Raw genomic sequence first — 24,391 nt, forward strand, 5'->3', positions numbered from 1 at the left:
CATGAAAGTTTATTATAAAGATGGAAATGTTGCAACTAAAAATTTAACTCCTGGAATATCAGTATATGGGGAAGAGTTAATTATAGAAGATTACGAATATAGGATATGGAATCCTAGACGCTCCAAACTAGCAGCTGCGCTTTTAAATGGATTAGAAAATCTGGAGCTTCTGGACACTTCAAAAGTATTGTACTTAGGTGCATCAACCGGAACAACCGTTTCCCACATTTCAGATATTGTAATCAATGGAAGGATATATGCGGTTGAATTTTCACCAACAACAGCCAAAAAACTAGTTCAACTTTCACGTCAAAGGCTTAATATTTCTCCGATTTTAGGTGATGCAACCAAACCCAAAGGATATCTGAACATTGTTGAAAAATCAGATTTAGTATACTGCGATGTTGCCCAGCCAAATCAAAGTGAACTGTTTATGAAAAACATGAACTTATTTTGTAAGGATAATGGAGCGGGTCTTTTAATGATAAAAGCCAGAAGTATCGATGTCGTACAAAAACCTAAAAAGATATTCAAGGAACAAGAGAAGAAATTGAAAGAAAAAGGTTTTAAGATTGTTGAAAAAGTAAAACTGGAACCATACGAAAAGGACCATATCGCATTTTTAGTGGAAAAAAATTTTTAAAAAAAAATAAGTAATTTCACATAGCAAATGGGAAAAAAAATAGCTATGAGAAACATAAAAAATTACTACAAAAACACCAAAAAAGTATTACTCCAATACCTTTTTATACTATGAAATAAAATATAAAATATGCTAATGCAAATAAAATAAAAGTTCATTTAAACGTCCTTTAGGTTGATTCACTCTATTAATCACTCCATTTAACTAACGCCTAAAGGCATGAACTTATTTTATTGAAATACTTATTTTTAAAAGATTTATTTTTAAAGACGATTTTTCTTATTTTATTTAGAAAAGTATTACTTTTTAATGCTTGAATCAGCTTAGAAAATTACAATACAAACTAGATAATTAAATCAGTTAAATGTTTAAATTGAAATCCGATTTACACAAAAAATAAAAATACATATTAAAAATAAAATTGATATGCCTTAAAAATTTCAAAATAAAGACCTATAAAAGAATTAATTTTTTCATCAAATCATATGAGAATATTGATACCACGGGACAAATATTACTATCAAAAATATCAATTTTATGATTAAAATTTCATATATTTCCAGACAATCCCATCAATATAAATTAGCACATATTTGAAAATATTAAAATGAATATGAAAAAAGTAGAATTTAAAGTTAGATATCTACATATACTTATATCTTTTTAGAAATTATGTCCAAAATTGTTTTTGCAATTTCCCTTTTTGATGCTAGAGGAACTGATAAGACATTTTCATCAACAATCAATACCTCATTGTTATCGGATCCAAAACTGCACCCCGCTCTTGAAATGTCATTTGCAACAACCAAATCTGTACCTGCATCAGCAATCTGCTTTTTAGCACAGTTAATTATATCCTCACGGGAGATATTGAATTCGGCTTTAAATCCAACAAGAAATATTTCAGGGTTAATTTCTTTAATTTGACGGATGATTTTGGTGGTTGGCTTTAAATCCAGTGAAAGTGAAGTGCTTGAATCAATTTTCTTGTCTGACTTTCTTGCAAACTCAAAATCAGAAACCGCCGCCACAGATATGAAAATATCATAATCCCCAACCAAATTTAAAATGACATCGTTCATTTCACTGCTTGTTTCAACATGAATTACATCAAAAACAGAAGGAATATCAACAGTGACATTAGCCACAACCAATGTTAAATCTGCACCACGGATATACGCTTCCTTAGCCAGTTCCAAACCCATTTTTCCTGAAGATTTGTTAGTTATCCCCCTAACAGAGTCAATGGGTTCATAGGTTCCGCCCATACTAATTAAAACTTTTTTTCCTTTGATGGTATCAATCCTTTTTATTTAAATTAATGGTTCTTAATGATTCAAGAACAATATCCTCTTTTGACGGAAATTTCGCTTTACCTTCATCCATTCTTGGATTAATAAATATCGCGGATTCCTCTTGTCTGATTATATCAATATTTCCTTGTATGGCCTTATACATCGAATCGTGCATAGACGGGACAAAGATAATTGGTGTATCATGACCGTAGGCAGTAATCAATAAAGTTGAAATCGCATCATCAGCTATCTTATGTGCAAACTTGGAAATTATATTTGCGGTTGCCGGTGCAACCAATATTAAGTCCTCCTGAGAGTATTTAACATGCTCTATCTTGCCTGTCAATTTGGTTACAACTTCACTGCCGGTTGCAAATTCCATAGAATTTGGATGAATTATCTCACAGGCAGCCTCACTCATGAAACATTTAACTTCAACATCGTTTCTTCTAAATTCGCGAGCCAATTTTATTGATTCGGTAGCTGCAATGCTACCTGTAACACATAATACAATCATTTAAAACACCTTAAAAAAAGAAATTATGTAATTTGAATGTCTGACAAGACATATTCAAAAACATACAAATTATCTTCAAATTGATCTATTGGTGCACTGTAAAGCAAAACATAAGCTTGACCGCCTTTTTCAAACCAAACTGCCATATGTTGCTTTTCAACACCATCTGTATTGGAAGTATAAACATATTCCATTGCATCATAATCCGCAAGGACCAATCCTCCTGAAGACACCAATTCATAATTAGGATCCTTTTCCATGGATTTGTATGTGCTGTTAACAAATGTATAGAAATCTCCCTCAATCGGCCTTTTTTCGATATTGATATTTACTTGACCGATGCCGAATGCATCAATTGCGCTTAATTTGGATATTGCCATTATTGAATCCTCTGATACTGCCTTTGAGTATCCCCAATCTGAAGGATAACTAATAGTAATTCCGCTGTTGGATAAAGTTAAGATGCTTGTGGCATTTGAATCGGCACTAACCGCTGAAACGGAAATGATTAATAACAACAATGTAAATATAACAATGCTTCCTTTCAATATTTTATTCTCCATATTTTCACCTTCAATTAAGAGAATTATCTTCAATTCGTAGGGGTAGGTGTTGGCGTATCAGAATCTCCTCCACTGTCAGGAGTATTTCCTCCACCACCCTGGGAATCGGATGAATCACTTGAATCATCAGTTGTAGTCTCAATAGTGCTGCTGGAATAATTTGAATCAAATGTATAATTATTTGAGCTAGTAACGTTTACCTCTTTAATTTCCGGAAATGCAGTATCCTGAACAATTGCTACAGAATCGGTATTGCTCAACTCGTCAAAATCAAAACTGAAAATTCCATATGCAACACCTGCAGTAAATCCAATAACCAATATCAATAACAACAACAGTTTAAAGGTGCCGCTGTCCATTGATGATTTTTTAGTCTTATTATATTTCGCATCCCCTTTTTTAGGATTGATAATATATTTCTGAACCAAATCTTGTTCTTCTTTTTTCTTATTAACGGTAGGTTTTCTGCTTCTTCTTTTCTTTTTAGAGGAATTATTAGTAGGTTTACCTTGCATAGATCTAATTCTTCTTGTAGCTGCTTTAGCATCGATAGTATTTAACTTATCTTCATATTTAGAACGAAAATAACTATACTTATCAGCAGAAATCTTACCAGACCTGTAATCGTCTTCTAAACTACTCATAATTTTAAGAAGTTTTTCTCTATCGTCTGACATGCCTACCCTCCGAGAACATTATAATATTATAATATATTGAAATATTAATTTATAAGTTTAACTAGAATTCAGGATAAGAACCTAAAACTTTAAAAAAATAAGCATTTTCTTTTATTTCTTCCAATATATTTTTTACAATAGCATCATCCTTATGACCATTAAAATCTACAAAGAACAAATATTTGCCCAAACCTTTCTTAGAGGGCCTGGATTCAATTTTAGTTAAGTTTATACCGTTTTTTTCGAAAAAACCTAAAATATTGTACAAACCGCCAGGACGGTCTTCATAAATTGAAAAAATAATCGAAGTTTTATCCTTACCGGTCATTTCATGGTCTTCATTGGACAAAACAACAAATCTTGTCTGATTATTATCCGTATCCTGAATATTGGATTCAAGAATTTCCAAATTGTACAGCTCAGCAGATTTTGCATTACCAATAGCCGCTTTAGTTTTATCGCCAATTATGCTTTTGGCCGCTTTGGCGGTGCTTACAGCATAATGAGGTTGTATCTTATGCTTGTTAATGTATTCCTGACATTGTGCAATAGCTTGAGAGTGAGAATACACATCCTTGATATCCTCCAATGCAGTTTGCGGATTTACAATTAGATTTTGATTAATGGGAATGATGATTTCATTGAATATTTTTAAATCGAATTTATGGGCTAAAGAATCTAAAGTGATTCCTACAGACCCTTCAATGGAATTTTCAATCGGCACAACCCCCAATGAACAATCCCCATTTTTTACGCTTTCCATTACCGCGGGAATAGTGCAGTATGAAACCAATTCACCGCCCAACAAACTGGCGGCTTCATGAGTAAAAGTTCCTTTAGGACCTAAAAAGGATATAAATGTAATATAAATTCCTCCAAAAAATAAAAAAAAAAGAGATATTTAAGATTCTAATTTTTCAATTAATCTTAAAATATCAGTTTGTGTTATAATACCCACAACTTCCCCATCTTCAACAACAGGCAAACCGTTAAAACCGGTTTCCATTATGATGTTTGATACTTCAGTTATGGACATTTCTTTTGAAACAAAAGTTGGGTTTCCAGACATGATGTCTTCAACCAAAAGATCTTTAATTTGAGATTTCTGATACTTTTCAGGGACGGATTTTCTAAATTCAATGAATGCCCTCATTAAATCTTTTGAAGTAATCATTCCCACAAGTTCTCCATCATCTACAACAGGCAATCTTCCAACATGTGATTCAAGCATTTTTCTTCTAGCGTGAATAATTCTTTCTGTTGGTGATATGCTTATTAATTCTTTAGACATTATTTCTTTAACAGTAATCTTATCGAATGCAATTCCAACTGCAAGAGTAACGAAGTCAGCTTTTGATACTATTCCAACCATTTTATCTTCATTCATTACAGGAACGGAACCAATACCTTTTTCCAACATTATTTTTGCAACTTCACCTAACTGCATTGTTTGGGGAACTGTAATAACATCTTTAACCATTACAGATGAAATATGAAGTCTTGATGCAGGCATATTTTCATATTTTGAAGAACCGAGTTTATCAGCAATGTCCCTTTCTGAAATAATGCCCACCAATTCCTTATTATTGGTTACAGGTAAACGAGATACATTGTGTTTACGTAATAATTTTAACGCATCAGTAAGATTTTGATCTTTGTCTACGGTAATTATATCTTCAGACATCAAATTCTTAATTTGCATATTATCATCTCCTATCTGTTACTTAATATCTTTTAACTGCGTTCAATATGTCTCTTTCAGTAATAATACCCACTACTTCATCATTTTTAACAACTGGCACGCCACCAATGTTGTTCTCAGCGAAAAGTTCACATAACTCTCCAATACCCATAGTAGGTTCAACGGTTATAGGATCTTTAACCATTATATCAGAAACGATTGTTTTTAAAACGTCAGTTGCTAAATTAGAATTTAAATGGTCAAATAACTCTTTTGCATTTAAAAATCTTATAACATCAGTAGAAGTCAAAATACCCAATAATTTTTTAGCTGCTTTGGAGATATCTGCTTCACCACCAACAATTGGAATTCTCCTTAAACCATTTCTGACCATGATTTTGCATGCTCCTTCCAAAGGAGTTCCAGGAGTTGTAGTGAATACTTTAGGACTCATATAATCTTGTACTGTTTCTTTTCCAGCCACACCTGCTAAGGATAATGCAATATCCCTTTCGGTAACAATACCTGCAAGTTTTTCATCAGCATCAACAAGAGGTATAGCACCTAATTGATTGGCCAGCATTGTTTCAATAGTTTCTCCAATTGAAGCTTTATGAGATAATGTGATTAAATCACGTGTCATAATTTCTTTGACCGGTTCGTTGATTGCTGCTAAAAAGTTATCTTCATATTTTTTCTCGATAATATTGAATTTTTTTCCTCCGCCAAAGAAATCTAATATATCCATTACGGTTACAATACCTAATAACTTACCAGAACCTGGGTCGGTAATTGGCAATCTTCTAAATTCATGTTCCATCATAACTTTAGCAGTGTCTTTGATACTTTTTGAAGGAGGTATTGAAACTACATCTCTAGTTGCAATAGCCATGATGTCTCCTTCTTTATCATGAACTTTGGTTTCACGTTCAATTGCACCTGTATTTGATTTTCTGTTAATGGATGTTTTATCTTTCATATTCGCACCTCTAATATAATTATATTCCCTAAAAATAAAATCAATTTATTAAAAACAAAATCACTCAATATCCAAAATCTTATGAACTTGAGGAATAGTAAAAACTTCAAAATATTGCCCAACAATCTCGGAAAACTCAAATAATTTAAAATTAATGTCCTTCCATTCATCCAATGGACTAGAAGGTTGGATAATTATTTGAAGACTACTTTTGCTTGAAATATTATCGGATAATTTTTTGATTACCTCTTTAAATGATTTTATTTTTGTTGAAGGCAATATAACTACTTTACAATATACATTTATGCACTTCGCCATTAATAAATTTAGTGATTTAACTTCATTTGAAAAAATTTCTTCATCAAAATCACCTTCAAAATGCTCAGGTAACTTAATATCTAAAGAAACAATATCCAATTTTTCAATCAAATCAATATTATCCGGCAAAGTACCGTTTGTTTCCAGCATAATATCCAAATCAAAGTTTTTACTGACCTCTGAAATGAACTCCGGATATAAGCTAGGTTCACCTCCAGTAAAAGAAATGGCTCTGCAATCAGGAGTTATGAGTTTGTTGATTTCATCTGTGACTTCATAAGGGGTCATCAGCTTTCCTGATTTTTCAGATTTACTTTCATTGGTGTCGCAGTAATTGCAGTTTAAATTGCAACCTGCAAATCTGACAAATATCTGTCTTTGGCCTATCAGAAGGCCTTCACCTTGAAAAGATGAAAAAATTTCAATGATAGGGGCTTTCATCATAAATCTTTCCTGTACATTGCTCCTTGACCGATTCCCTCGTTTACACAAACTGAAACATATTCCAAATTATCATAAGTTTCAGAAAGCTTTTTTGCTAAAGTTTCAGCAAAAAACTTTGAAAGTTCTTCCGCTGAAGTATAAGGGAGCGGTAAAAATACACAGTCCACGGACGGAAGAGAATATCCTTTACCGTCGATTTTAAAGTAAACGGATTTTTGATTTTTTAAATCAAAAATGGAATCTTTATTTTTATCAAAATCCTTAAAATCAATTAATTCATTATAAACCGGAATCAATAACCTGTGATCCAGTTCATCGCAAATAGATTTAGTATAACCTTTAACATCTTTAAAGTCAACTACAAACTCAAAATCACCGGCCCTTTCCCCTTCAATCTCAACATCTACAAAGTATGAATGTCCATGGATAAAACCACAGGACTCATGGCCAGGGATTACATGAGCAGAAGAGAATCTTAAATTTGATTGAATACCATTAACTAAAATTTTCATCCTAACACCTTTGTCTTGCTTATGTCATTCTCTATTGTTTCTAATTCATCTATGAATCTGCCAACAACTTCATTTATTAAATCCAATAAGTTATTTTCATCAAATATTTGTTGATTATTGACTTCAATATCATATAATCCTATTGTTTCAACATCATCCGGAGTTCCTTTATCCTCCAAATTAAAAGCAAAATGAATTTTAGAAGAACTTAATGAAATGGAAGCTATAGAAATGGATAATTTTCTATTGCAAACGAAAATATCGTCACCTTCCCTTTTTGTTGCAACCCCATATTCCGCCAAGATTTCTCTAAATATCATTACCAATAGCCTTTGCCTCAGATAAGCAATTCTCATGTTAGGGGGCTGCTGGTCAAAAAATTCACAAATGAAGTTAACCATATAATTTGACCTGATTTCCAATCCAACATCTGCAAAATCCTTCAAATTATCCGGAGTGATATTGACAGGGCCAATCCATGTTATGACAGATGATCCATAAATCCCAAATTCTTGAAAAGCCCATGACGGATTAATCTGACTTCCGTCATATTCAAAAATTTCATCAACATGCTTATGAGTAATTGTCATGATAAAAACCTAAAAAAATTATATTATACTATTAAATATACTGACTTCAAATTATATAAACTAAACTAAAAATTAACCTGAAAACAGAACAAAATTAAAAGTTATCAATCACATTACATCTTGAAAATATTAATTAATGAAAAAAACAATATTAAATCAAGGAGTCAAAACAATGAAACAAGTTAGAACAAGAGATTTTATTTACACAAGCGATGACCTATACTTCGCATCAACCAATTATGTTCATCCGGAAGACAGGGTAATTTCATTTTTAAGATACATTCCCGACCCTGAAGGAGACCGAGAAAAAGATGGAAAAAGATATAGGAAAGTGGGGTCCGAGGAAGCTTATACATATCTGAGGGAAAACCACCCGGATTATTTGTATTTCTGCGATGTGACAAATGTTGAGATGATGGGCGTGCCATTGGATAAAGTCGAAAGAGTAATCAAACCAGAAGACAGATTATATGGGCTTAAAAAGACTTTTGAAGCCGGAGGAGAAGTAAAAAATCCGGAATTGATAGCCAAATTAATGGATGTTGCCGACTTTTTCCATTTCATGGCAGACATCCCATACGACCATCTCGGAATTTCAGGATCCATTTTACCCGGCCTTCAAAAAGATGATGTGAGTGACTTGGATTTTGTTGTTTATGGACTTGACAACCATAGAAATGCAATTGAGGCATTTAAAGAACATAGAGGCAAAGAAGTCTACATCGAAGAAGTGGACAAACACATCACAGTGCAAGGCATTACAAATGATTATTGGGATTTTGTCTACAATAAAAGAATGAGCGATGCAAGCTTAACCAAAGAAGAATTCAGATGGTATGAAAATAGAAAAGCAAATAGGGGAACCATCAATGGAACTTTATTTGACATTTTGGCCACCAAAGATTATGATGAAATATCAGGCGTTTGGGGAGATACAGTCTATGAACCTCAAGGAATCGCACAAATAGAGGCAGATATTGTAAGTGCCCTTGGAGCATTCGACAACCCTTCACTTTATACAATTGAAAACGTGAAAGTCCTTGATGGAGTGGAATTTGACTTGACTGAAGTGGTTTCCTTTACACACACCTATGCCGGCGAGGTAATTGACGGCGAACATGTTATAGCCAAGGGCAAAGTAGAAAAGGTCATTGTCAATGGTGAAGACTCACATTACCGTTTGGTTGTTGGAACAACACGTGAAGCCATCGATGAATATTTAAAGCTTAAAGAAAGTCCCGCTTAGGCGACCATAATATGCAATTGTTTTAATCATTGTAATTGGGAAAAATATAGTCCTCTTCGATTAAAACAATATTTTTTTTCTATTTTAAAATACCCCTCACGATTAAACCTGTAAGATTTATTTGATATATTTAAATAAAATTATAAAAAAATATTTATATATACATTTTTTAATTAACAAAAAATCCGTGAAGCATATGAATACTCAAATAAAAACTGGGAAAACCGCACTAATCATGTTTATTATCGCAGCGGCAGTATTGAGTGCCGCACAGACTGTAGTAACTACAGGAATTTCAAGCATAACCTCCGATTTTCAAACAACAACAAATATTGCTCAATTAGTATATTCTTCATTTTTGCTTGTTTTGGGCGTGATGATACCCTTATCAGCATTCATCGCACGACGTTTTAAAGTGAAAACAATTTTAATATCCTCACTGGCCATATTTTTGATTGGAGCAATACTCTCCTTTATTTCACCAAGTATAGAAATTCTAATTATTTCAAGAGTGATACAAGGTATTGGAGCTGGAATTTTACTTCCTATTACACAAATTGTACTATTCAAAGTAGTTCCGGAAGAAAAATGGCAGGTTTATATGGGCCTATTCGGCCTTATTATTGGAATAGTTCCTGCATTGGCCCCAACATTGGGCGGAGCAATTATTGATTATGCGGGATGGAGACCAATATTTCTGATATTTGCAATAATTATTGCCATTTTAATATTAATTTCCATGGTAGCAGTCAAATTAGAATTTGAAACCGGCGATTATCCGCTTGATATACTTTCTTTGATACTATGTATTCTAGCATGTTCCGGAATAATGTTCGGATTCAACAATATCACAAAAGATGTTAGTCCATATATGGTTATACCTATTATAATTGGAGTGATATCCTTATTTATATTTGTTAAAAGGCAATTCAATATCAAGACCCCATTAGTAAGCCTGATTCCTTTAAAAAATAAGTTTTTCTTCGCGGGAACATTATTTTCATCATTACTTTACTTTACAATGTGCGGTTTAAATGTAATAATGCCTTTATTTGTTCAAAGCGTGTCACATTATACTGCAACAGAATCCGGTTTGATATTGCTTCCGGCAACCCTTGTTATGATTGTATTTAACTTTGTAGGTGCAATAATTGCCAATAAAATAGGAGTTAGAAAAGTTTTGATTCTATCATGCATATTTTCAATTGTAGGCTATCTGGCAATGACAACCTATACATTGAATACAACAATGGAATATATGGCCATAACCCAAATAATTCGGTCCATTGGAGCAGGTTTAGGTCTAATGCCTGCAGTAACATGGACAATTGCAATAGTGTCCGGAGACATAGAAGATGCAACAGCAATCAACAATACCGTAAGACAGATTATCGGAGCAATCGGTTCGGCGATTGCAGTTGTCTTAATGACATTATTTGCAGGTGGAAAAATCACCCACAGCTTAATTTCACAAGAAGCATTTGCCCAAACATCATTTTTGATGTCTGTTTTAGCAGTAATATCCTTAATAATTGTAGTTCTTTATATAAAAGATGAAGTTCATGATTTAATCTAAACTAACTTCATTTTATATATTCATGAAAAACATACAGATATATGTCGCGCATAAACATATGTATACTTAATGAGTGATAAAATGACAGAAACGAAAAAAACAGAATGGAACAGTAATTTTGCATTTATGATGGCAATGATTGGTTCGGCTGTCGGACTTGGAAATATTTGGCGTTTCCCGAATGTTTTATATTCCAACGGTGGAGGGTCATTTATGATTCCATACATCGTTTCTTTATTTCTGCTTGGAATTTCATTTGTTTTGATTGAATATGCAGTCGGATTTAAATTTAAAAAGTCATTGGCAAGAATATTATATTCTATCAATAACCGATTGGAACCTGTAGCATGGTTTATTTTGCTAACAGTGTTTTTAATTACAACATATTATGTATGTGTTGTCGGATGGGATTTGATTTATATATTTTTAAGCCTTACAAAAGCATGGGGTGCAAATCCAGACTTATATTTCACAAATAACGTACTGCACTCAACAGATTCAATTTCTGGATTATTTACCATTGTTCCGATAGTGCTTGCATCCGTTTTTGCAATTTGGTTTATAGCATGGTTTATCATTAAAAGAGATTTGAATGACGGAATCGGACGTGTGAGTAAAATCCTATTGCCTCTGCTCTGTTTAATTGTGGTTGGCATTGTTGGATTCTCTTTAACATTACCTGGTGCATCAATTGGATATACACAGATTTTTACACCGGATTGGAGTGCATTGACAAATCCTGAGGTCTGGCTATCTGCTTTTGGACAAATAGTATTCTCACTTAGTTTGGGAATGGCAATTGCCATGACTTATGCAAGCTACTTGCCTGAAGGATCCAAATTGATAGATAATGCATTAATTGTTGCCTTTTCAAATTCAGGTTTTGAAGTATTTAACTCCATTGGAATATTTTCAATTTTAGGATTTATGGCATTGACCAGCGGAATCCCATTTAATGAACTTGTAACAGAAGGAACCGGGCTTGCATTTGTAGTGTTCCCACAGGTATTTAATATAATGGGTGATGTAGCTTATATTGTTGGACCCCTATTCTTCTTATGCATATTGTTTGCAGGAATTACATCAGTTATTGCGCTTCTTGAAGGAGTTTGTTATTCAATTTCAGAAAAATTCCTTATCGAACGTAAAAAGACCGCTACAGTAGTATGCATTATCGGATTTTTAATATCCACAATATTTGCAACAGGTGCTGGAAGTGCAATTTTAGGAGTATTCGATACATATCTAAACAGTTTCGCATTATTGTTCGCAATACTTCTAGAATGTATAATATTCGGCTGGATTTACAAATTCGATAATTTAGCCGAGACATTGAACAAAAACTCATCAGTCAAAGTGGGAAAAATTTGGGAAGTTATAATCAAAATAATCTTGCCGTTATGTATCTTCTTCCTCTGGTCTCAGGGAATATACTACACATTTAAGGCTGCAGACGGATTCAGCATCACTATAGAAGTAATTTTGACAATACTGTTAATAATAATCCCATTCATTTTTGCAAAATTGCCTGCAGTAAATGAAAATTATTATGACTAATGAAATTAACTTTATTTAGCTAAATTAATAGCTATTTACTTTTTTTATTTTATTTAAAAGAATTTAAAGCATTTATAACATCTAAATATTTATATTATTAATTTTAAAGTAATATTACATAATTTTAGAGGTTATTATATGATAAACATATCTTCAATAAAAACACACATGTTCTGTCCGATGAAGCTATATATTCAAACACACATCGATACTGAGGAAAATAATGACTATCAACTAGCTATTGAAATAAAAAAGCTTAAAATGGATATTCAGGATTTAATCAATAAAAATATGCGAAAAATCAAAAAAGAAATGACAATTGCTGAAATTGAAAGTGAGCTGTCTGAAAATATTGACACATTCATTGAAAGTAGCACTCATGCCATTGAAAATATGGATTTGAATTTAGATCCGTTAAAGATTAACGATATTATTGATGATACCTACTTCAATATTAAAATAACTGCTTTAAAGATTAAACAGGCAATGAATATACTTAAAAAAGACGCATTTGCAATTACAGACATGTTTTTTCCAAATTGCATGTATTCCTACTTGCTAAAAGATTCGCAACTTGAACTAATTGGAGTCTGTGATAAAATAGAAATAATTGATGGAAAATATTATCCCGTATCAATCAAAAGTTCAAATCCCCCATTAAAAGGAGTTTGGGACCAGGATGCAATAGAATTAGTGGCAAATGCAATTCTGGTTGAAGAGGAATTTGACACGGAAGTGTTTGTAGGTTTCATATACTATGAAAAAATAGCTGATAAAAGGCCAGTTGTAATGGATGTGAATCTACGAAAAGGATTGTTTGAAGTGATACGGGAAGTTAAAGAAATAACCGAAAACAATAAACTTCCAAATGTTAAAATAAATTCCAAAAAATGTATAAACTGCAAATATAAGAACAAATGCATTGAAAATTAAAATATTAAGGGAGTTATATAATAACTCCCCTATATGTCCATAAACATGATTAATATTTAATATTATTGCCTAAGCGCTTAATATCAAAAACTGCAGTATCTGCTATTGACATTACTGCCAAAACACCGGCCTGAATCGGATCAGTGATAATCAAATCAGCATAATCAGTTACGCTACCAGGCATATTAAGGGAAATTACAATTAGATTGTTTTCTTCTTTTACCCTCTTGACAGCCTCTGTAATTTTTCCACCCATCAGAGAACCTGCTAAAACAAGGACGTTTACACGAGGCAATCTTGAGATTGCTTCAATAGCCTCAGCCAAATTTCTTTCACCGACTAAAGGGATAGTATCTACACTGATACGTTCTCCACGTATATTGTGCCTGTCAGCTTCAGTAATAGCGCCGGTAGCCACTTGTGATACCTGTGCTCCACCACCAACAATAATTATACGTTTTCCCCATATATCCAATTGGGAACCATGCAATTCAACTGATTTAACTTCCTCGATATTCCTCAAATCATCAATTAAATCATCAATATCTTCAACATGCTCAAGTTCCAAATTGATAGAACCCATATTGTTTTTTTCAACGAAAAGATGAACATAACTAATATTAGCCCCGTGCTGGGTGATAACATCAGTAATGTCATCCAATACACCTTTCTTTTCATCTGATTTGATAGTTAATGTATAATCACTCATTTTTCGGCCTAATTTTATCTAATTCTGCATGTGCTCTTTTCCACATGCTTAAATAATTATCATCTTTAGTAACAGGAATTACATCAAGACCTAATTTTTTATGTTCAGAAATCCACTCTTCATGGAAAACCGGTATTTCAATTTTAATTGGTTCAGAGGTTTTATTTACAACTATAAGATTTCTGTAAGGAAAATCCCATTCAACAATGTATCCCCCTAGACTTACCATATGATATGGCCTCATAACAAATTTCAAAATAATCACCTCATAATAATCCAAGTATAATGGATAATACTCCAAGTAATGTTGCGCCTAAAATAGTAGGCAGTAGTTGTCTATTTGTAAATACTGGGCTGAATGCAGAAAGTATTCCCATCATAAACACAAATATCAATGCAACTGCGATGTTTACTAAAATTCCTGCTGAAAGTATGCTTGGCGGTACTCCAATGAACAATACTGAAAATATTGCGCCAAGTACAAACATGAAAAATCCTCTTGTCAAATAAACAATAGCCCGATATTTTGCGGCATATTCCATATACGGCCCTTCAATTACATCGGATTTGGCTTTGATTATTGAAAATGGATATTCATTTAAAATAATCATGTACCCTATGAAAAATACAACAGCCGCTATTCCTCCTGCTATAGTAAACAGGAATGGACCATGAATTTGCTGGTAAGCAACAATATCCTGAAGGAAAATGCTTCTTGCAGCGGTTACAGGAGCAAACAATGCCAGGTATAATGGGAATGAACCATATGTAATCATTCTCAAAGATCTTCTTGCACTTATATCCTCAACAAATGACCTTGTCGCATTCAAATGAGCTGCCCCTTTAGTTAAATCCGGAAACGGCATTCTAACGGACATTACTGATTTGGATAATGCACCCATCAAAACATAACAGATCTCTTCCACTTTTAAAAACCCGACAATAGCCACCAAACTTGCAAGTGCCGGAATCTGATAAGCTTGAGGAGTCAATGCAATAAGTATGCATAAAACCACAATAAAGCAAATTATCGGCAAAGCTTTATACAAATTCGGAACAGGAGATGAAATTTCAACATTTTCCTTAAACATGAATTTTAATGGAGCCATAATCCCCGGAGAAGTTACCGGAGGCCCGATTCTTTGTTGAATTCTTGCATGAATGTACTTTCTCTCAATTCCCGGAAGCAATGTTGATATTATAAAACAAACAAGTACTGTGAGAAATACTGCAAGAACTGAAATGATAATAGTATTGAATGACATAATCTATCTCCTAATTATTTCAATTGCTCTGTCAGTACAAGTAAAACACGGGTCACATTGTACAATACATAATTGGGCATCTGTAATTTGATCTCCGATACATGCATATTGCATAGCACCAATATTTGCCATTGATGGAGTCCGTATAATACAGTGCCTTACTCTTCCGCTTTCAAGTGCATATGAATGATATAAAGTTCCTCTTGGAACTTCAATATAACTTTCAATTATATCAGTATCAAACATTTCCCAATCCCTATTTATAACTTTACCTTCAGGAATGTTTGCAATAGCTTGTCTGATAATCTTAATTGATTCGAATGATTCTAATGCCCTCATGACCAAATTTGATTTGACGTCACCATCCGGCTGGGTGATGACATTGAAATCGAAATTGTCATACTCGAACATGGTTGTCCTTAAATCTCTTGCAACACCGGTAGCTCTAAGAGTCGGTCCGGTAACGGCCAATTCAATAGCCTGCTTTTGAGGAAGCACACCTATGCCAGTAACCCTTGACAACAATATGGAATCTGCTAAAAATCTTTCAACGAATCCAGTAAGTCCTTCTTCAACTGCATCCATATCTTTCCTAAGCCTTTCTATCTTAGCTTCATCCAAATCACATCTAGGCCTTACTCCACCTAAAACGGAGCATCCATACTGAACTCTGTTTCCTCCAATCATCGCAAGCAATTCCATTACAATTTCCCGTAAGTAGAATACCCTCATTGAAAATGTTTCATGAGACAATACTTCACAACCATGCGCCAAATACAAGAAATGTGAATGCAAACGTTCAAGTTCGCCCATTATCACACGAATATATTCAGCCCTCTCGGGAATTTCGATACCTAATCCGATTTCTGCGGTTCTGCATGAATTCCATATATGTGAGTTGGAACAAATTCCACAAATTTTTTCTGTAAGTGCATTAGCTTTTTCTACAGGAAGGCCTTCCATAATCCTTTCTATTCCCCTATGATTAACACCAATAGTTATTTCGGCTTCTTGAACGATTTCATCTTCAACAAAAAACCTTACCCTATATGGTTCCAATGCAGCAGGGTGAACTGTACCCATTGGAATTTCAGTTTCAATTATATTACTTCTTGGTACTTTTTCATCCATTTAATCCCCTCTTTAATCCGCATCTAATAATGTAGGTAAAAGTGATACAACTCCAGCCAAAACATCTTGAGGCCGTACAGCACAACCTGGAACTTTTGCATTTACCGGTATGATATTTTCAACTGGCCCTTCAATCTCTTCGGATGGAATGTCTCCATAGCAGTTTTTATAAACACCGCCCATCAAAGCACAACTTCCTGCAGCTACAACCAATTTAGGATTAGGAATAGCTTCGTAGATTGCTTCCAACGGTTTTCTGTTTAAGTGAGTTACAGGGCCTGTAACAACAAGCACATCAGCTTCACGAGGATTCCAAGTTAAGAATACCTTATATTGTTCGGCATCAAAACGCGGTGATAAAATTGAATTGACAATTTCAATATCGCATCCGTTACATCCGCCGGTATAAACCAGCATGACATGTATTGCTCTTGCTCTTGAAAATGATTTGATTCCCATCTAATCACCCTCCTCCCTATTCTTCAATACTGTTTTATCAGATAAGTATTGTGAAATAACTTTAAGTTTATCATCAGAAATTTTAAATGGTTGTTCAAGGCAATCGGAAATGTTTACTTCTTGATCTCCAACACAACTTGGGTGAACTGCTCCTTTTTGCCCATAAAGTGAAAATATCGGGCAGAAATCATGACAGTAATAACATACAACACATTTTTCAAGATTAATTTCAGGCACTTCACTTTTTATCCAATTATCAGTTAACTTAACCGGAATTGTTAAGTTTCTCATCTCAATTGCACCTGTCGGACATACATTGGAACAGCCAGCACAACCAATACAAGCAGAGTCATCCACTCTGTCATCCACTTCTACTGAAAGTGTTGAAATCTGTCTTCTTAACTCCATATCAGTGACTCTGTCAGCTGCAAAAAAGATTCTTTTAAAGTTAGTAAATGCTCCTTCTAAAGCTACTCTAAGTATACTGCTCATTTAAATACCCTCTATTGAATCTTTAAAATTTCTTTCGAATAAAAATGCCCTTGCAGGACATGCATTTTTACATGCTCCACAGTATGTACATTTTTCCTCATTGACAATAAATTGACCATCAACTTCATCAATTGCGTCATATGAACAACTTTTCTGACATAATCCGCAATGCATACATAATTTTTGCTCGATGAAATTGAATCCATCCTTAATCTCATTTTTATACATGGTAGATCTTGGAATGGCATCAACAGGACAATGAACCGCGCAGTTTTCACATAATATACATTTATCCAAGTTAACGGAAATTGTTCCTCTGTGTAGGGTAATCGCCTGTTCCTGACATACCTCAACACATATTCCGCATGAAATGCAATCATCACTTACGGAACCGTCCCATGAATGTATCATGAATTGACGAGCTCCAGTCTCATCACAGACTTGAACACATTTTCCGCAGGACACACAGAAACCTGACAATGTAGGAAGTTCCTTATCATCGAATTCATCATAAATGAACATCTCATCATCTTCACTCAAAGTATGAATTGGACATGACTCGATGGCAATTTCATGGGTCGCATTTTCTGCATCTGCAGTTGGATCGTATCTTAACTTGCCCTCAACATTTTTAAGGGATCCGTTTTCACATAAATCGGCGCACAATCCACAATTTAGACAAGATATTATTGAACCGTTTGGTTTCTGATTGAGTTTATTGACGATTATCTCAAATCCGTCAACTGAAATTGCGTTATTAGGGCATGATTTCATACAGTTAAGACATAGCGTACATGATGTTTTATTAACGATTTGACGTTTGTTCATTGATTCGTTAGGACAGACATCACCGCATAATCTACATTCTCTGCAGATTCCGTCGTCCCTGTCAACAGACACATGAATCGCTCCAGTCGGACAATATTCCTGACATCTTCCGCATAAAATACATTTCTCAATGTCTGTTCCGACATAGGTTCTTGTAACCTCTTTTGTTTTGCTTTCAACCTTATGGGGAACATTATCCAACGGAGGATACAATATTTTCAATGAATTGATTAAAGTCAGTTGCTTGTCCTTCTCAAGTTCATATCCGTCAACACGGTTTGGACATACCTCTTCACATACGCCGCAGCGTGAACATATTCCGTATACAATTCCATCTTCAATAGTAATATTGTTAGTAGGACAATTGTACATACACATTCCACAGCCATTACATTTGGCTCTGTCTACAACATATCCCCCATAGCTATTAATGAATATTGCTCCATTCGGACAGTTTTTATAACATATTCCGCATGTAAGACAACTAAAAGCTCTGCCGTTAATGAATCTAATAGCTTTTGTAGGACATTGTTTAATACATTCCCTTTTTCCATCACATGTATTAGTCGATAAAAACATTATAAAAACTCCTTATTTACTCCTTGCAAATAGTAGTTTACCTACAAAAATTCCTATTAAAGCAGACATGAATGCAGTTGAAATTGGTAAATCATTATAAAATGGATAATTACCTGATTGCCATGCAACAATAAGTCCTGCAATAAATATTACTACAAATGACGCTAAAGTGAACTTTGCACCACTAATATCAAGTCTGAGTTGAGATCCTATAATCACACCCAATATTAATCCGAATATAATTGGTCCTAAACTTAACATCATTCGCTCTCCTCTACAATTTTCTTAAATCCTGCAAATGCTATAACAATTGAGGATAATCCAACAAATACCTTTAAACCCACGAATATATTGAGGTATGGAATAATACCTGCATTGGTAACATCCGGATAATGTAAGATATTTTGGATTGAAGCCGGAACAATATTCAATATGTCCGCACCGACATTATAGAGGAAAAATCCTCCAACAAACAATCCTATTAAACCAAAGATGATGAAACCTAATGCACCGATTGACTCAAGAACTTCAATATATGTATGAGAGAATTCTAATGGAGAATTACCTAAACCATAAACAAGAATAGATAAAATGATTCCACTAGCTATCATTGCACCACCTTGGAAACCTCCACCAGGAGTGATATGGCCACCAAGAATAGTCATTATACCTAAACAAATCAATATAATTGAAATTGGCAAAGATATAATTTTTAAAATCACACTACCTTGACTCATCGTTTATCCCCCAATAATCCTCTGCCGAATATCAGCAATACAACCAGACCTGCAGTCAGCAATATAATTGATTCTCCTAATGTATCATATGCTCTGAAATCGAAAATAACCACAGTTACCAAGTTTGGAGCTATTTGAGTTCCCAAAGCATTATAAATATTACTTACACCAGGATTTATCATGTTACTTAAATGCAATACTGCATCGAATAAAGTAACTGAAAATACGGCTGCAAATATGGCTGCAATCACATTGCGAAGTGTAGCTTTACTAGACAAGACTACCACCCCAATATAAGACTGTAACAATAATCACAAGTGTCACCACAGCATAAAACAACATCTTTTCAAGAGAATCCTCTTGTTCAATCTTGAATTTCGGAATAAGCGGAATGTTGAAAATCAACACAAATCCAACTATCAATGCGACCAAACCCGCAAGTAAAACACTGACATGGCGCAATAACAATGTTGAAAGAACTAATGAAACAATTATGAATATTTCAGCAGTGATGCTTCCGGAAACATCCGCATTTGTCACCGGACCCGGTGAAAACAATTTCCTGAATTGCTTTACAACATCGAATATCTGATCATATAATTTCATAATATCCCTCCTACAAAGTTAGAAATTCCATTAATAACAACATCAGGGAATAAACCTAAAACAATGATGATTATTAGCAATATTCCCATTGTGAAAACCATTGCACGAGGAACTTCTTTTCCTTCAACTTCTAAATCATTTGGTTTTGGTCTTAAAAACATTGCATAGAATGTTTTTACAAATACAACAAATGTAGCTATACTTACCATTATTGCCAAAATGGACAATTCAGGATATCCGCAGCTCAATGATGCTTGAACAAGCATTAATTTTGATTGGAACCCGCTTAACGGAGGTACACCGGCCATTGCCAGACCGCCAATCAAAAGCATTAGACTGACTTTAGGATGGAATGCGAAAAGGCCACCAAGCTTACGTGTATCAACTTCATTTGTTGCATCAACAATTGCGCCAAATCCTATGAATAATAATGCTGTAATAATAATTTCATTTAATGCCTGGAACAGACCAGCAGTTATTGCATACTGAGTTCCAAGACCAATACCTAAACCAATGAATCCTAACTCTCCAACAGCTAAAAATCCTATCATTCTTCTGAAGTCTGTTTGAGTAAGTGCAAGAGAGACACCCAATATCATAGCCAAGATAGAGAAGAAAACTATGAGAACTTCAAATATAGGTAAGACTGAATAGATTCTAAACATTACAACTACGATTGAAATCATTGAAATAACTGTAAATGATTGAAGTAAAGCTGCTCCGTGAGGTTCTGCTTTTGAATAAATTCCAGATTTTATAGTATGGAATGGCGGTAAGCCTGAAGCGTATAACCAGCCAAAGAATATTAATCCGAGTGAAATTAAAAATACTGGAGAAGTAATATCAACTAAACCATTATGAACAGCCGCAACGATATCTGTAATGTTTACACTACCAGTTATTGCAAGCAGGAACCCGATTCCCAAAAGCATTATTGGAGATCCGATTGACCCTAAAATCATATACTTTAAAGCCATTTCATAACTGTAATCTATTGATGAAGCCGCAACGATACCTACCTGCGCAAGAGCCAATATCTCAAAGAATACAAACATGTGGAAAATGTCGTCTGTCAACATAAGAGCAGTGACTGCGGCAGTACCCATGAACAGCAAGAACAGATAAGGTCCTGAAATTTTCCTGTATTTAGTTAAATATATGAATATAACCAAGAATGTCAAAAGACCAATCATTGCTATGAATATCTGTTGTACAAATGTGAATGAATACGTAATTGCCGGATGGAACACTGTGCTTGTGACATTGTCCAGTATAGGTTCGTATCCTCCAAAGTAGTGAAGGCCGTAATTTGAAAGCAATGGAATGAGCGGCAAACAGATTGCAACAACAAAGGCCAAAATCTTTGAAACCTTATTGAACCTTGAAAATGCACTGATAAGCAATGCAGCCATCATAGGAACAATAACCATAAGTGGAATTAAATTATTCATTGTATTCCTCCTGTTTTGATGTATCGGCCAACATCACTTTAGTGGATAAAGTGCCGTATCTTCTATAAAGTACCATCACCAATGCAAGCATGACAGCCAGAGTACTTGCACCAATTACAATACTAGTAAGTACCAATCCAAAAGGAAGCGGATATGCCGCATTTGAAGCAAACCATGAAGGGTCCATACCAGGCATCAGTATAGGCACAACACCCCCTTCTTTATAACCAATGGCTACAATGAACAGATTGGCGCCTTCTTCAATGAAACTAATACCAATAATCTTTTTTATGATATTATCAATAAAAATTGCGGAGTAAACTCCGATAATAACCAAAGCAATTGATGTTAATAATACCGCAAGTTGAACGTATGCCATTAGCTATCCTCCCTTTGAGTTTTTTTAACTGCCAAAGCAATGAATACAGGAATTATCGCTGCACCAACAATTGCCTGAGTCAAAGCGACGTCCGGTGCCAGCAATACTTGGAAAAGGACTGCCAAAGCAGCACCGGAAAATCCTGTCAAGATTGCTGCCTTCAATAAGTCTTTTTGAATAAGAGCGAGAATTGCACTTACAACAATTATTAGCATCAATACAAATTCCAACATCTTAATCAACCTCATCAATTTCAAGTGTAGTGACTGAAAATCTTTCATCAGCTTTTAATTTTTCTGAATCCTCACTTTCCAAAGCCTGCATCTTTTCTTTAGGATGGATGAAAGGATGATTTTCATCTACAACTTCTTCAACATTCTGTAAATCTAAATTATTTTCTCTATCTTCTTTTTTCCAATAGGCATTAGCTATCGCATGAGCTATAAATGGGGCTAGAACAAAGTAAATTCCGGCCAATAAGAATTGCCCGATTCCAATCATGGCAATAATACATGCAACATCAAAAATACCTACGATATGGATTCTTGCATAGACAATATTCTTGGTATCTTTACCTAAACTAATGAGGCCTATTGCGGAGATTATCATTAAAAATGCTGAAATAATAAGAAGTAATGATTGAATATACTCTATCATTTATCCTCACCTCCCAAAACAGCAGCAAAGGCAATAGTGCCTACAAAACCAAAGAATATTAAAGCTAATGATATATCCCTATAAAATCCAAGATTATATAAATCCCCACCAATCAGCAAAACTACTGCAAAGGCATTTACAATTAGGGAACTCGCTAAAAGCCCCATGGATGTGGATTTATATGCACCTGCTCTTAAAGCGGCCAACATCACTATAATCAATGCAATAACCACCATATATTCTGCAATAAACAATATATCCATACTATCTCACTCGACTATTTTAATGAGAAAATGCAATAAACGTGAAATCATTCTAACATTTTCTTTATATACGGTTCAAAAGGAATAATATCCTCTTTACTTCTTGGAGAAATAGCAGCTACTTTGATAATGTTATTTTCACTGTCCAAGTCAACAGACAAAGTACCAGGAGTTAAAGAAATACTATTTGCTAAAATTGTTTGGGAAACAGGTCTCTCTAAAACTGTTTCGACCTCAACAATTACAGGATCAATATTTCTCCTCATAATTCCATTAAACACAACATCTACTGTTGATTTAATGATTTCATAAATAAGGTCTAAGAAATAAATAATTCCATAACCAATTCTAGTCAAAAACATTAAACAAGCTCCATTTCATTTATAATTAATTTGTCAAAAATTTGACATTATATAATAATAGTATTATTTATCATGATTATTTATTATAAATGTATGCTTTTTAAAAAAATGATAGTAAAATTTAGATAAATAATTATAAAATTTAGTTAAAAATTGCATGAAAACAAATAAATTATAAAATTAAGAAAAACAATGAAAATTTATAATTAATTTTTAAAAATAATCAATAATATACAGATTAGTGAAACATTAATATAAAAATGTATAACCCAAGTATTTCAAAAAAATTACGGTCAAATTCAACTGCCCAAAGCATACTGTTCGAACAGGTTAAAAAGGACAGGGGCATTATAAAAAATTGCTATCAAGATTATCACAAAAATCGAAAGCAAAGCAAAGTTTTTATGAACTTTCTTTGAGGATATCGGAGCGAATATCTTAATTCCGGCAGGAGTAAACGAATCAAGAACAATATGTGAAAACAATCCCAAAAACAAAGCCAGAAAAATATGGACATATGTAACATCCGAAACATCAATCAGAAATAGACTAACAAAAAATATCGGTAAAAATACCATCAATAACTTCTTATTCAAGAATAAAAAGCTTAAAAGAGCTATTAAAATAGCGAATATCATATACGAATTGCTCAAAATTGTTGTACTTATTATTAATTCATATCCCCAAATTAAAACCAGAGATACTGCTGAAGTTAAAGTCAAAACACCGAAAATAGAATGTGTAAAGCTTCTGTGTTCTGAAAAATAAAATGTTACTCCTAAAAAAACAATAATCAAACCTATATAATAAGGTAATTTAAGAATGTAAAGTGAAATGAATATTATTAACCCAAGAATTATCAACTTATAGACATTGTCCTTTTTGAATTTATGATCAAAGTCAGGGATATTTGCACCGATGAATGTTAATGCAATTAACAGA

At 33.8% G+C, this 24,391-nt stretch carries 33 protein-coding genes; 5 read left to right on the plus strand and 28 right to left on the minus strand.

The features are described 5' to 3' along the window. Position 1 precedes the first annotated feature (1 nt). A complete protein-coding gene (locus ACJMLZ_RS04250; RefSeq protein ID WP_405304113.1) occupies positions 2-643 on the plus strand; it encodes a fibrillarin-like rRNA/tRNA 2'-O-methyltransferase in 642 nt (213 codons plus the stop codon). A 653-nt stretch (positions 644-1,296) separates the two neighbouring features. Here ACJMLZ_RS04250 and ACJMLZ_RS04255 read toward each other — a convergent pair. From ACJMLZ_RS04255 to ACJMLZ_RS04300, 10 genes are all read right to left on the minus strand, one after another. Continuing rightward, positions 1,297-1,911, minus strand: a complete 615-nt coding sequence (locus ACJMLZ_RS04255; protein ID WP_405304114.1) for a phosphopantothenoylcysteine decarboxylase — start codon at positions 1,909-1,911, stop codon at positions 1,297-1,299. 31 nt (positions 1,912-1,942) lie between these two features. Beyond that, complete coding sequence (locus ACJMLZ_RS04260) at positions 1,943-2,455, minus strand: flavoprotein (RefSeq protein ID WP_405304115.1); 513 nt, start codon at positions 2,453-2,455, stop codon at positions 1,943-1,945. A gap of 23 nt (positions 2,456-2,478) precedes the next feature. Next, positions 2,479-3,018, minus strand: a complete 540-nt coding sequence (locus ACJMLZ_RS04265; protein WP_405304116.1) for a PsbP-related protein — start codon at positions 3,016-3,018, stop codon at positions 2,479-2,481. A 29-nt stretch (positions 3,019-3,047) separates the two neighbouring features. Beyond that, complete coding sequence (locus tag ACJMLZ_RS04270; RefSeq protein ID WP_405304117.1) at positions 3,048-3,695, minus strand: endoglucanase; 648 nt, start codon at positions 3,693-3,695, stop codon at positions 3,048-3,050. 61 nt (positions 3,696-3,756) lie between these two features. After that, the gene (gene pheA / locus ACJMLZ_RS04275) at positions 3,757-4,560 is read right to left on the minus strand and encodes a prephenate dehydratase (RefSeq protein WP_405304142.1); all 804 of its coding nucleotides are present in this window, start codon (positions 4,558-4,560) and stop codon (positions 3,757-3,759) included. Positions 4,561-4,596: 36 nt separating this feature from the next. Then, positions 4,597-5,397 (minus strand): CBS domain-containing protein, encoded by an 801-nt coding sequence (locus tag ACJMLZ_RS04280; protein ID WP_405304118.1) that lies wholly within the window; start codon positions 5,395-5,397, stop codon positions 4,597-4,599. 22 nt (positions 5,398-5,419) lie between these two features. Next, entirely contained in the window at positions 5,420-6,355 is a 936-nt protein-coding gene (locus ACJMLZ_RS04285) for a CBS domain-containing protein (RefSeq protein WP_405304119.1), read from the minus strand. A gap of 60 nt (positions 6,356-6,415) precedes the next feature. Continuing rightward, a complete protein-coding gene (locus ACJMLZ_RS04290; protein ID WP_405304143.1) occupies positions 6,416-7,114 on the minus strand; it encodes a 7-carboxy-7-deazaguanine synthase QueE in 699 nt (232 codons plus the stop codon). Next, positions 7,114-7,629 (minus strand): 6-carboxytetrahydropterin synthase, encoded by a 516-nt coding sequence (locus ACJMLZ_RS04295; protein WP_405304120.1) that lies wholly within the window; start codon positions 7,627-7,629, stop codon positions 7,114-7,116. The genes ACJMLZ_RS04290 and ACJMLZ_RS04295 overlap by 1 nt, the downstream gene beginning before the upstream one ends. Further along, positions 7,626-8,219, minus strand: coding sequence for a DUF366 family protein (locus ACJMLZ_RS04300; RefSeq protein WP_405304121.1), 594 nt, complete (start codon positions 8,217-8,219; stop codon positions 7,626-7,628). Before ACJMLZ_RS04300 ends, ACJMLZ_RS04295 begins: the two co-directional genes overlap by 4 nt. Positions 8,220-8,391: 172 nt before the next feature. Here ACJMLZ_RS04300 and ACJMLZ_RS04305 point away from each other — a divergent pair, with 172 nt between their 5' ends. From ACJMLZ_RS04305 to cas4, 4 genes are all read left to right on the plus strand, one after another. Continuing rightward, complete coding sequence (locus tag ACJMLZ_RS04305; RefSeq protein ID WP_405304122.1) at positions 8,392-9,465, plus strand: DNA polymerase subunit beta; 1,074 nt, start codon at positions 8,392-8,394, stop codon at positions 9,463-9,465. Between the two features lie 196 nt (positions 9,466-9,661). Beyond that, positions 9,662-11,041 (plus strand): MFS transporter, encoded by a 1,380-nt coding sequence (locus ACJMLZ_RS04310; protein WP_405304123.1) that lies wholly within the window; start codon positions 9,662-9,664, stop codon positions 11,039-11,041. 81 nt (positions 11,042-11,122) lie between these two features. Further along, positions 11,123-12,598, plus strand: a complete 1,476-nt coding sequence (locus ACJMLZ_RS04315) for a sodium-dependent transporter (RefSeq protein ID WP_405304124.1) — start codon at positions 11,123-11,125, stop codon at positions 12,596-12,598. A gap of 138 nt (positions 12,599-12,736) precedes the next feature. After that, a complete protein-coding gene (cas4, locus tag ACJMLZ_RS04320) occupies positions 12,737-13,531 on the plus strand; it encodes a CRISPR-associated protein Cas4 (protein ID WP_405304125.1) in 795 nt (264 codons plus the stop codon). A gap of 49 nt (positions 13,532-13,580) precedes the next feature. On the opposite strand, the gene ACJMLZ_RS04325 is transcribed toward cas4, so the two are convergent. From ACJMLZ_RS04325 to ACJMLZ_RS04410, 18 genes are all read right to left on the minus strand, one after another. Next, on the minus strand, positions 13,581-14,240 hold the full coding sequence (locus ACJMLZ_RS04325; RefSeq protein WP_405304126.1) for a DUF5612 domain-containing protein: 660 nt from the start codon (positions 14,238-14,240) through the stop codon (positions 13,581-13,583). Continuing rightward, positions 14,233-14,496 (minus strand): energy-converting hydrogenase B subunit P, encoded by a 264-nt coding sequence (locus ACJMLZ_RS04330; RefSeq protein ID WP_405304127.1) that lies wholly within the window; start codon positions 14,494-14,496, stop codon positions 14,233-14,235. Before ACJMLZ_RS04330 ends, ACJMLZ_RS04325 begins: the two co-directional genes overlap by 8 nt. A gap of 10 nt (positions 14,497-14,506) precedes the next feature. Beyond that, on the minus strand, positions 14,507-15,505 hold the full coding sequence (locus ACJMLZ_RS04335) for a respiratory chain complex I subunit 1 family protein (protein ID WP_405304128.1): 999 nt from the start codon (positions 15,503-15,505) through the stop codon (positions 14,507-14,509). Between the two features lie 3 nt (positions 15,506-15,508). Beyond that, entirely contained in the window at positions 15,509-16,636 is a 1,128-nt protein-coding gene (locus ACJMLZ_RS04340; RefSeq protein WP_405304129.1) for a nickel-dependent hydrogenase large subunit, read from the minus strand. A 12-nt stretch (positions 16,637-16,648) separates the two neighbouring features. After that, positions 16,649-17,095 carry an NADH-quinone oxidoreductase subunit B family protein gene (locus ACJMLZ_RS04345; RefSeq protein ID WP_292822114.1) on the minus strand — a complete coding sequence of 149 codons (447 nt, stop codon included), beginning with the start codon at positions 17,093-17,095 and terminating at the stop codon, positions 16,649-16,651. Beyond that, positions 17,096-17,587 carry a 4Fe-4S binding protein gene (locus ACJMLZ_RS04350; protein WP_405304130.1) on the minus strand — a complete coding sequence of 164 codons (492 nt, stop codon included), beginning with the start codon at positions 17,585-17,587 and terminating at the stop codon, positions 17,096-17,098. Beyond that, on the minus strand, positions 17,588-18,994 hold the full coding sequence (locus tag ACJMLZ_RS04355) for a 4Fe-4S binding protein (RefSeq protein WP_405304131.1): 1,407 nt from the start codon (positions 18,992-18,994) through the stop codon (positions 17,588-17,590). Between the two features lie 12 nt (positions 18,995-19,006). Beyond that, positions 19,007-19,258, minus strand: a complete 252-nt coding sequence (locus ACJMLZ_RS04360; protein WP_405304132.1) for an energy-converting hydrogenase B subunit J — start codon at positions 19,256-19,258, stop codon at positions 19,007-19,009. Beyond that, the gene (locus tag ACJMLZ_RS04365; protein WP_405304133.1) at positions 19,255-19,731 is read right to left on the minus strand and encodes an MnhB domain-containing protein; all 477 of its coding nucleotides are present in this window, start codon (positions 19,729-19,731) and stop codon (positions 19,255-19,257) included. The genes ACJMLZ_RS04360 and ACJMLZ_RS04365 overlap by 4 nt, the downstream gene beginning before the upstream one ends. Beyond that, the gene (mbhE, locus tag ACJMLZ_RS04370) at positions 19,728-20,009 is read right to left on the minus strand and encodes a hydrogen gas-evolving membrane-bound hydrogenase subunit E (RefSeq protein WP_405304134.1); all 282 of its coding nucleotides are present in this window, start codon (positions 20,007-20,009) and stop codon (positions 19,728-19,730) included. Before mbhE ends, ACJMLZ_RS04365 begins: the two co-directional genes overlap by 4 nt. Further along, on the minus strand, positions 20,002-20,337 hold the full coding sequence (locus ACJMLZ_RS04375; protein WP_405304135.1) for a hydrogenase: 336 nt from the start codon (positions 20,335-20,337) through the stop codon (positions 20,002-20,004). Before ACJMLZ_RS04375 ends, mbhE begins: the two co-directional genes overlap by 8 nt. Next, a complete protein-coding gene (gene ehbF, locus ACJMLZ_RS04380; protein WP_405304136.1) occupies positions 20,334-21,788 on the minus strand; it encodes an energy conserving hydrogenase EhbF in 1,455 nt (484 codons plus the stop codon). Before ehbF ends, ACJMLZ_RS04375 begins: the two co-directional genes overlap by 4 nt. Further along, positions 21,781-22,167, minus strand: coding sequence for a cation:proton antiporter subunit C (locus ACJMLZ_RS04385; protein ID WP_405304137.1), 387 nt, complete (start codon positions 22,165-22,167; stop codon positions 21,781-21,783). The genes ehbF and ACJMLZ_RS04385 overlap by 8 nt, the downstream gene beginning before the upstream one ends. After that, positions 22,167-22,409 carry a DUF4040 domain-containing protein gene (locus ACJMLZ_RS04390; RefSeq protein ID WP_405304144.1) on the minus strand — a complete coding sequence of 81 codons (243 nt, stop codon included), beginning with the start codon at positions 22,407-22,409 and terminating at the stop codon, positions 22,167-22,169. The genes ACJMLZ_RS04385 and ACJMLZ_RS04390 overlap by 1 nt, the downstream gene beginning before the upstream one ends. Then, positions 22,402-22,824 carry a cation:proton antiporter gene (locus ACJMLZ_RS04395; protein WP_405304138.1) on the minus strand — a complete coding sequence of 141 codons (423 nt, stop codon included), beginning with the start codon at positions 22,822-22,824 and terminating at the stop codon, positions 22,402-22,404. The genes ACJMLZ_RS04390 and ACJMLZ_RS04395 overlap by 8 nt, the downstream gene beginning before the upstream one ends. Beyond that, entirely contained in the window at positions 22,821-23,087 is a 267-nt protein-coding gene (locus ACJMLZ_RS04400) for a hypothetical protein (RefSeq protein ID WP_405304139.1), read from the minus strand. The genes ACJMLZ_RS04395 and ACJMLZ_RS04400 overlap by 4 nt, the downstream gene beginning before the upstream one ends. Before the next feature lie 47 nt (positions 23,088-23,134). Further along, positions 23,135-23,449 carry a monovalent cation/H+ antiporter subunit E gene (locus ACJMLZ_RS04405; protein ID WP_405304140.1) on the minus strand — a complete coding sequence of 105 codons (315 nt, stop codon included), beginning with the start codon at positions 23,447-23,449 and terminating at the stop codon, positions 23,135-23,137. Between the two features lie 299 nt (positions 23,450-23,748). Further along, positions 23,749-24,390 carry a metal-dependent hydrolase gene (locus tag ACJMLZ_RS04410; protein WP_405304141.1) on the minus strand — a complete coding sequence of 214 codons (642 nt, stop codon included), beginning with the start codon at positions 24,388-24,390 and terminating at the stop codon, positions 23,749-23,751. Position 24,391: the final 1 nt, after the last annotated feature.

The organism is Methanobrevibacter sp., assembly GCF_045126245.1.
Taxonomy (GTDB): Archaea; Methanobacteriota; Methanobacteria; order Methanobacteriales; family Methanobacteriaceae; genus Methanocatella.

What these genes read in the sequence shown, in the direction of transcription:
- ACJMLZ_RS04255 (WP_405304114.1), bottom strand. Translation starts at nt 1,911, where the DNA reads ATGGGCGGAACCTATGAACCCATTGACTCTGTTAGGGGGATAACTAAC.
- ACJMLZ_RS04360 (WP_405304132.1), bottom strand. Translation starts at nt 19,258, where the DNA reads ATGATGTTAAGTTTAGGACCAATTATATTCGGATTAATATTGGGTGTG.
- ACJMLZ_RS04260 (WP_405304115.1), bottom strand. Translation starts at nt 2,455, where the DNA reads ATGATTGTATTATGTGTTACAGGTAGCATTGCAGCTACCGAATCAATA.
- ACJMLZ_RS04355 (WP_405304131.1), bottom strand. Translation starts at nt 18,994, where the DNA reads ATGTTTTTATCGACTAATACATGTGATGGAAAAAGGGAATGTATTAAA.
- ACJMLZ_RS04335 (WP_405304128.1), bottom strand. Translation starts at nt 15,505, where the DNA reads ATGTCATTCAATACTATTATCATTTCAGTTCTTGCAGTATTTCTCACA.
- ehbF (WP_405304136.1), bottom strand. Translation starts at nt 21,788, where the DNA reads ATGAATAATTTAATTCCACTTATGGTTATTGTTCCTATGATGGCTGCA.
- ACJMLZ_RS04345 (WP_292822114.1), bottom strand. Translation starts at nt 17,095, where the DNA reads ATGGGAATCAAATCATTTTCAAGAGCAAGAGCAATACATGTCATGCTG.
- ACJMLZ_RS04285 (WP_405304119.1), bottom strand. Translation starts at nt 6,355, where the DNA reads ATGAAAGATAAAACATCCATTAACAGAAAATCAAATACAGGTGCAATT.
- ACJMLZ_RS04295 (WP_405304120.1), bottom strand. Translation starts at nt 7,629, where the DNA reads ATGAAAATTTTAGTTAATGGTATTCAATCAAATTTAAGATTCTCTTCT.
- ACJMLZ_RS04305 (WP_405304122.1), top strand. Translation starts at nt 8,392, where the DNA reads ATGAAACAAGTTAGAACAAGAGATTTTATTTACACAAGCGATGACCTA.
- ACJMLZ_RS04290 (WP_405304143.1), bottom strand. Translation starts at nt 7,114, where the DNA reads ATGAAAGCCCCTATCATTGAAATTTTTTCATCTTTTCAAGGTGAAGGC.
- ACJMLZ_RS04375 (WP_405304135.1), bottom strand. Translation starts at nt 20,337, where the DNA reads ATGAAATTATATGATCAGATATTCGATGTTGTAAAGCAATTCAGGAAA.
- ACJMLZ_RS04300 (WP_405304121.1), bottom strand. Translation starts at nt 8,219, where the DNA reads ATGACAATTACTCATAAGCATGTTGATGAAATTTTTGAATATGACGGA.
- ACJMLZ_RS04265 (WP_405304116.1), bottom strand. Translation starts at nt 3,018, where the DNA reads ATGGAGAATAAAATATTGAAAGGAAGCATTGTTATATTTACATTGTTG.
- ACJMLZ_RS04310 (WP_405304123.1), top strand. Translation starts at nt 9,662, where the DNA reads ATGAATACTCAAATAAAAACTGGGAAAACCGCACTAATCATGTTTATT.
- ACJMLZ_RS04325 (WP_405304126.1), bottom strand. Translation starts at nt 14,240, where the DNA reads ATGAGTGATTATACATTAACTATCAAATCAGATGAAAAGAAAGGTGTA.
- ACJMLZ_RS04280 (WP_405304118.1), bottom strand. Translation starts at nt 5,397, where the DNA reads ATGCAAATTAAGAATTTGATGTCTGAAGATATAATTACCGTAGACAAA.
- ACJMLZ_RS04315 (WP_405304124.1), top strand. Translation starts at nt 11,123, where the DNA reads ATGACAGAAACGAAAAAAACAGAATGGAACAGTAATTTTGCATTTATG.
- ACJMLZ_RS04395 (WP_405304138.1), bottom strand. Translation starts at nt 22,824, where the DNA reads ATGATAGAGTATATTCAATCATTACTTCTTATTATTTCAGCATTTTTA.
- ACJMLZ_RS04350 (WP_405304130.1), bottom strand. Translation starts at nt 17,587, where the DNA reads ATGAGCAGTATACTTAGAGTAGCTTTAGAAGGAGCATTTACTAACTTT.
- ACJMLZ_RS04385 (WP_405304137.1), bottom strand. Translation starts at nt 22,167, where the DNA reads ATGGCATACGTTCAACTTGCGGTATTATTAACATCAATTGCTTTGGTT.
- ACJMLZ_RS04270 (WP_405304117.1), bottom strand. Translation starts at nt 3,695, where the DNA reads ATGTCAGACGATAGAGAAAAACTTCTTAAAATTATGAGTAGTTTAGAA.
- ACJMLZ_RS04405 (WP_405304140.1), bottom strand. Translation starts at nt 23,449, where the DNA reads ATGTTTTTGACTAGAATTGGTTATGGAATTATTTATTTCTTAGACCTT.
- ACJMLZ_RS04250 (WP_405304113.1), top strand. Translation starts at nt 2, where the DNA reads ATGAAAGTTTATTATAAAGATGGAAATGTTGCAACTAAAAATTTAACT.
- ACJMLZ_RS04400 (WP_405304139.1), bottom strand. Translation starts at nt 23,087, where the DNA reads ATGGATATATTGTTTATTGCAGAATATATGGTGGTTATTGCATTGATT.
- cas4 (WP_405304125.1), top strand. Translation starts at nt 12,737, where the DNA reads ATGATAAACATATCTTCAATAAAAACACACATGTTCTGTCCGATGAAG.
- ACJMLZ_RS04340 (WP_405304129.1), bottom strand. Translation starts at nt 16,636, where the DNA reads ATGGATGAAAAAGTACCAAGAAGTAATATAATTGAAACTGAAATTCCA.
- ACJMLZ_RS04365 (WP_405304133.1), bottom strand. Translation starts at nt 19,731, where the DNA reads ATGAGTCAAGGTAGTGTGATTTTAAAAATTATATCTTTGCCAATTTCA.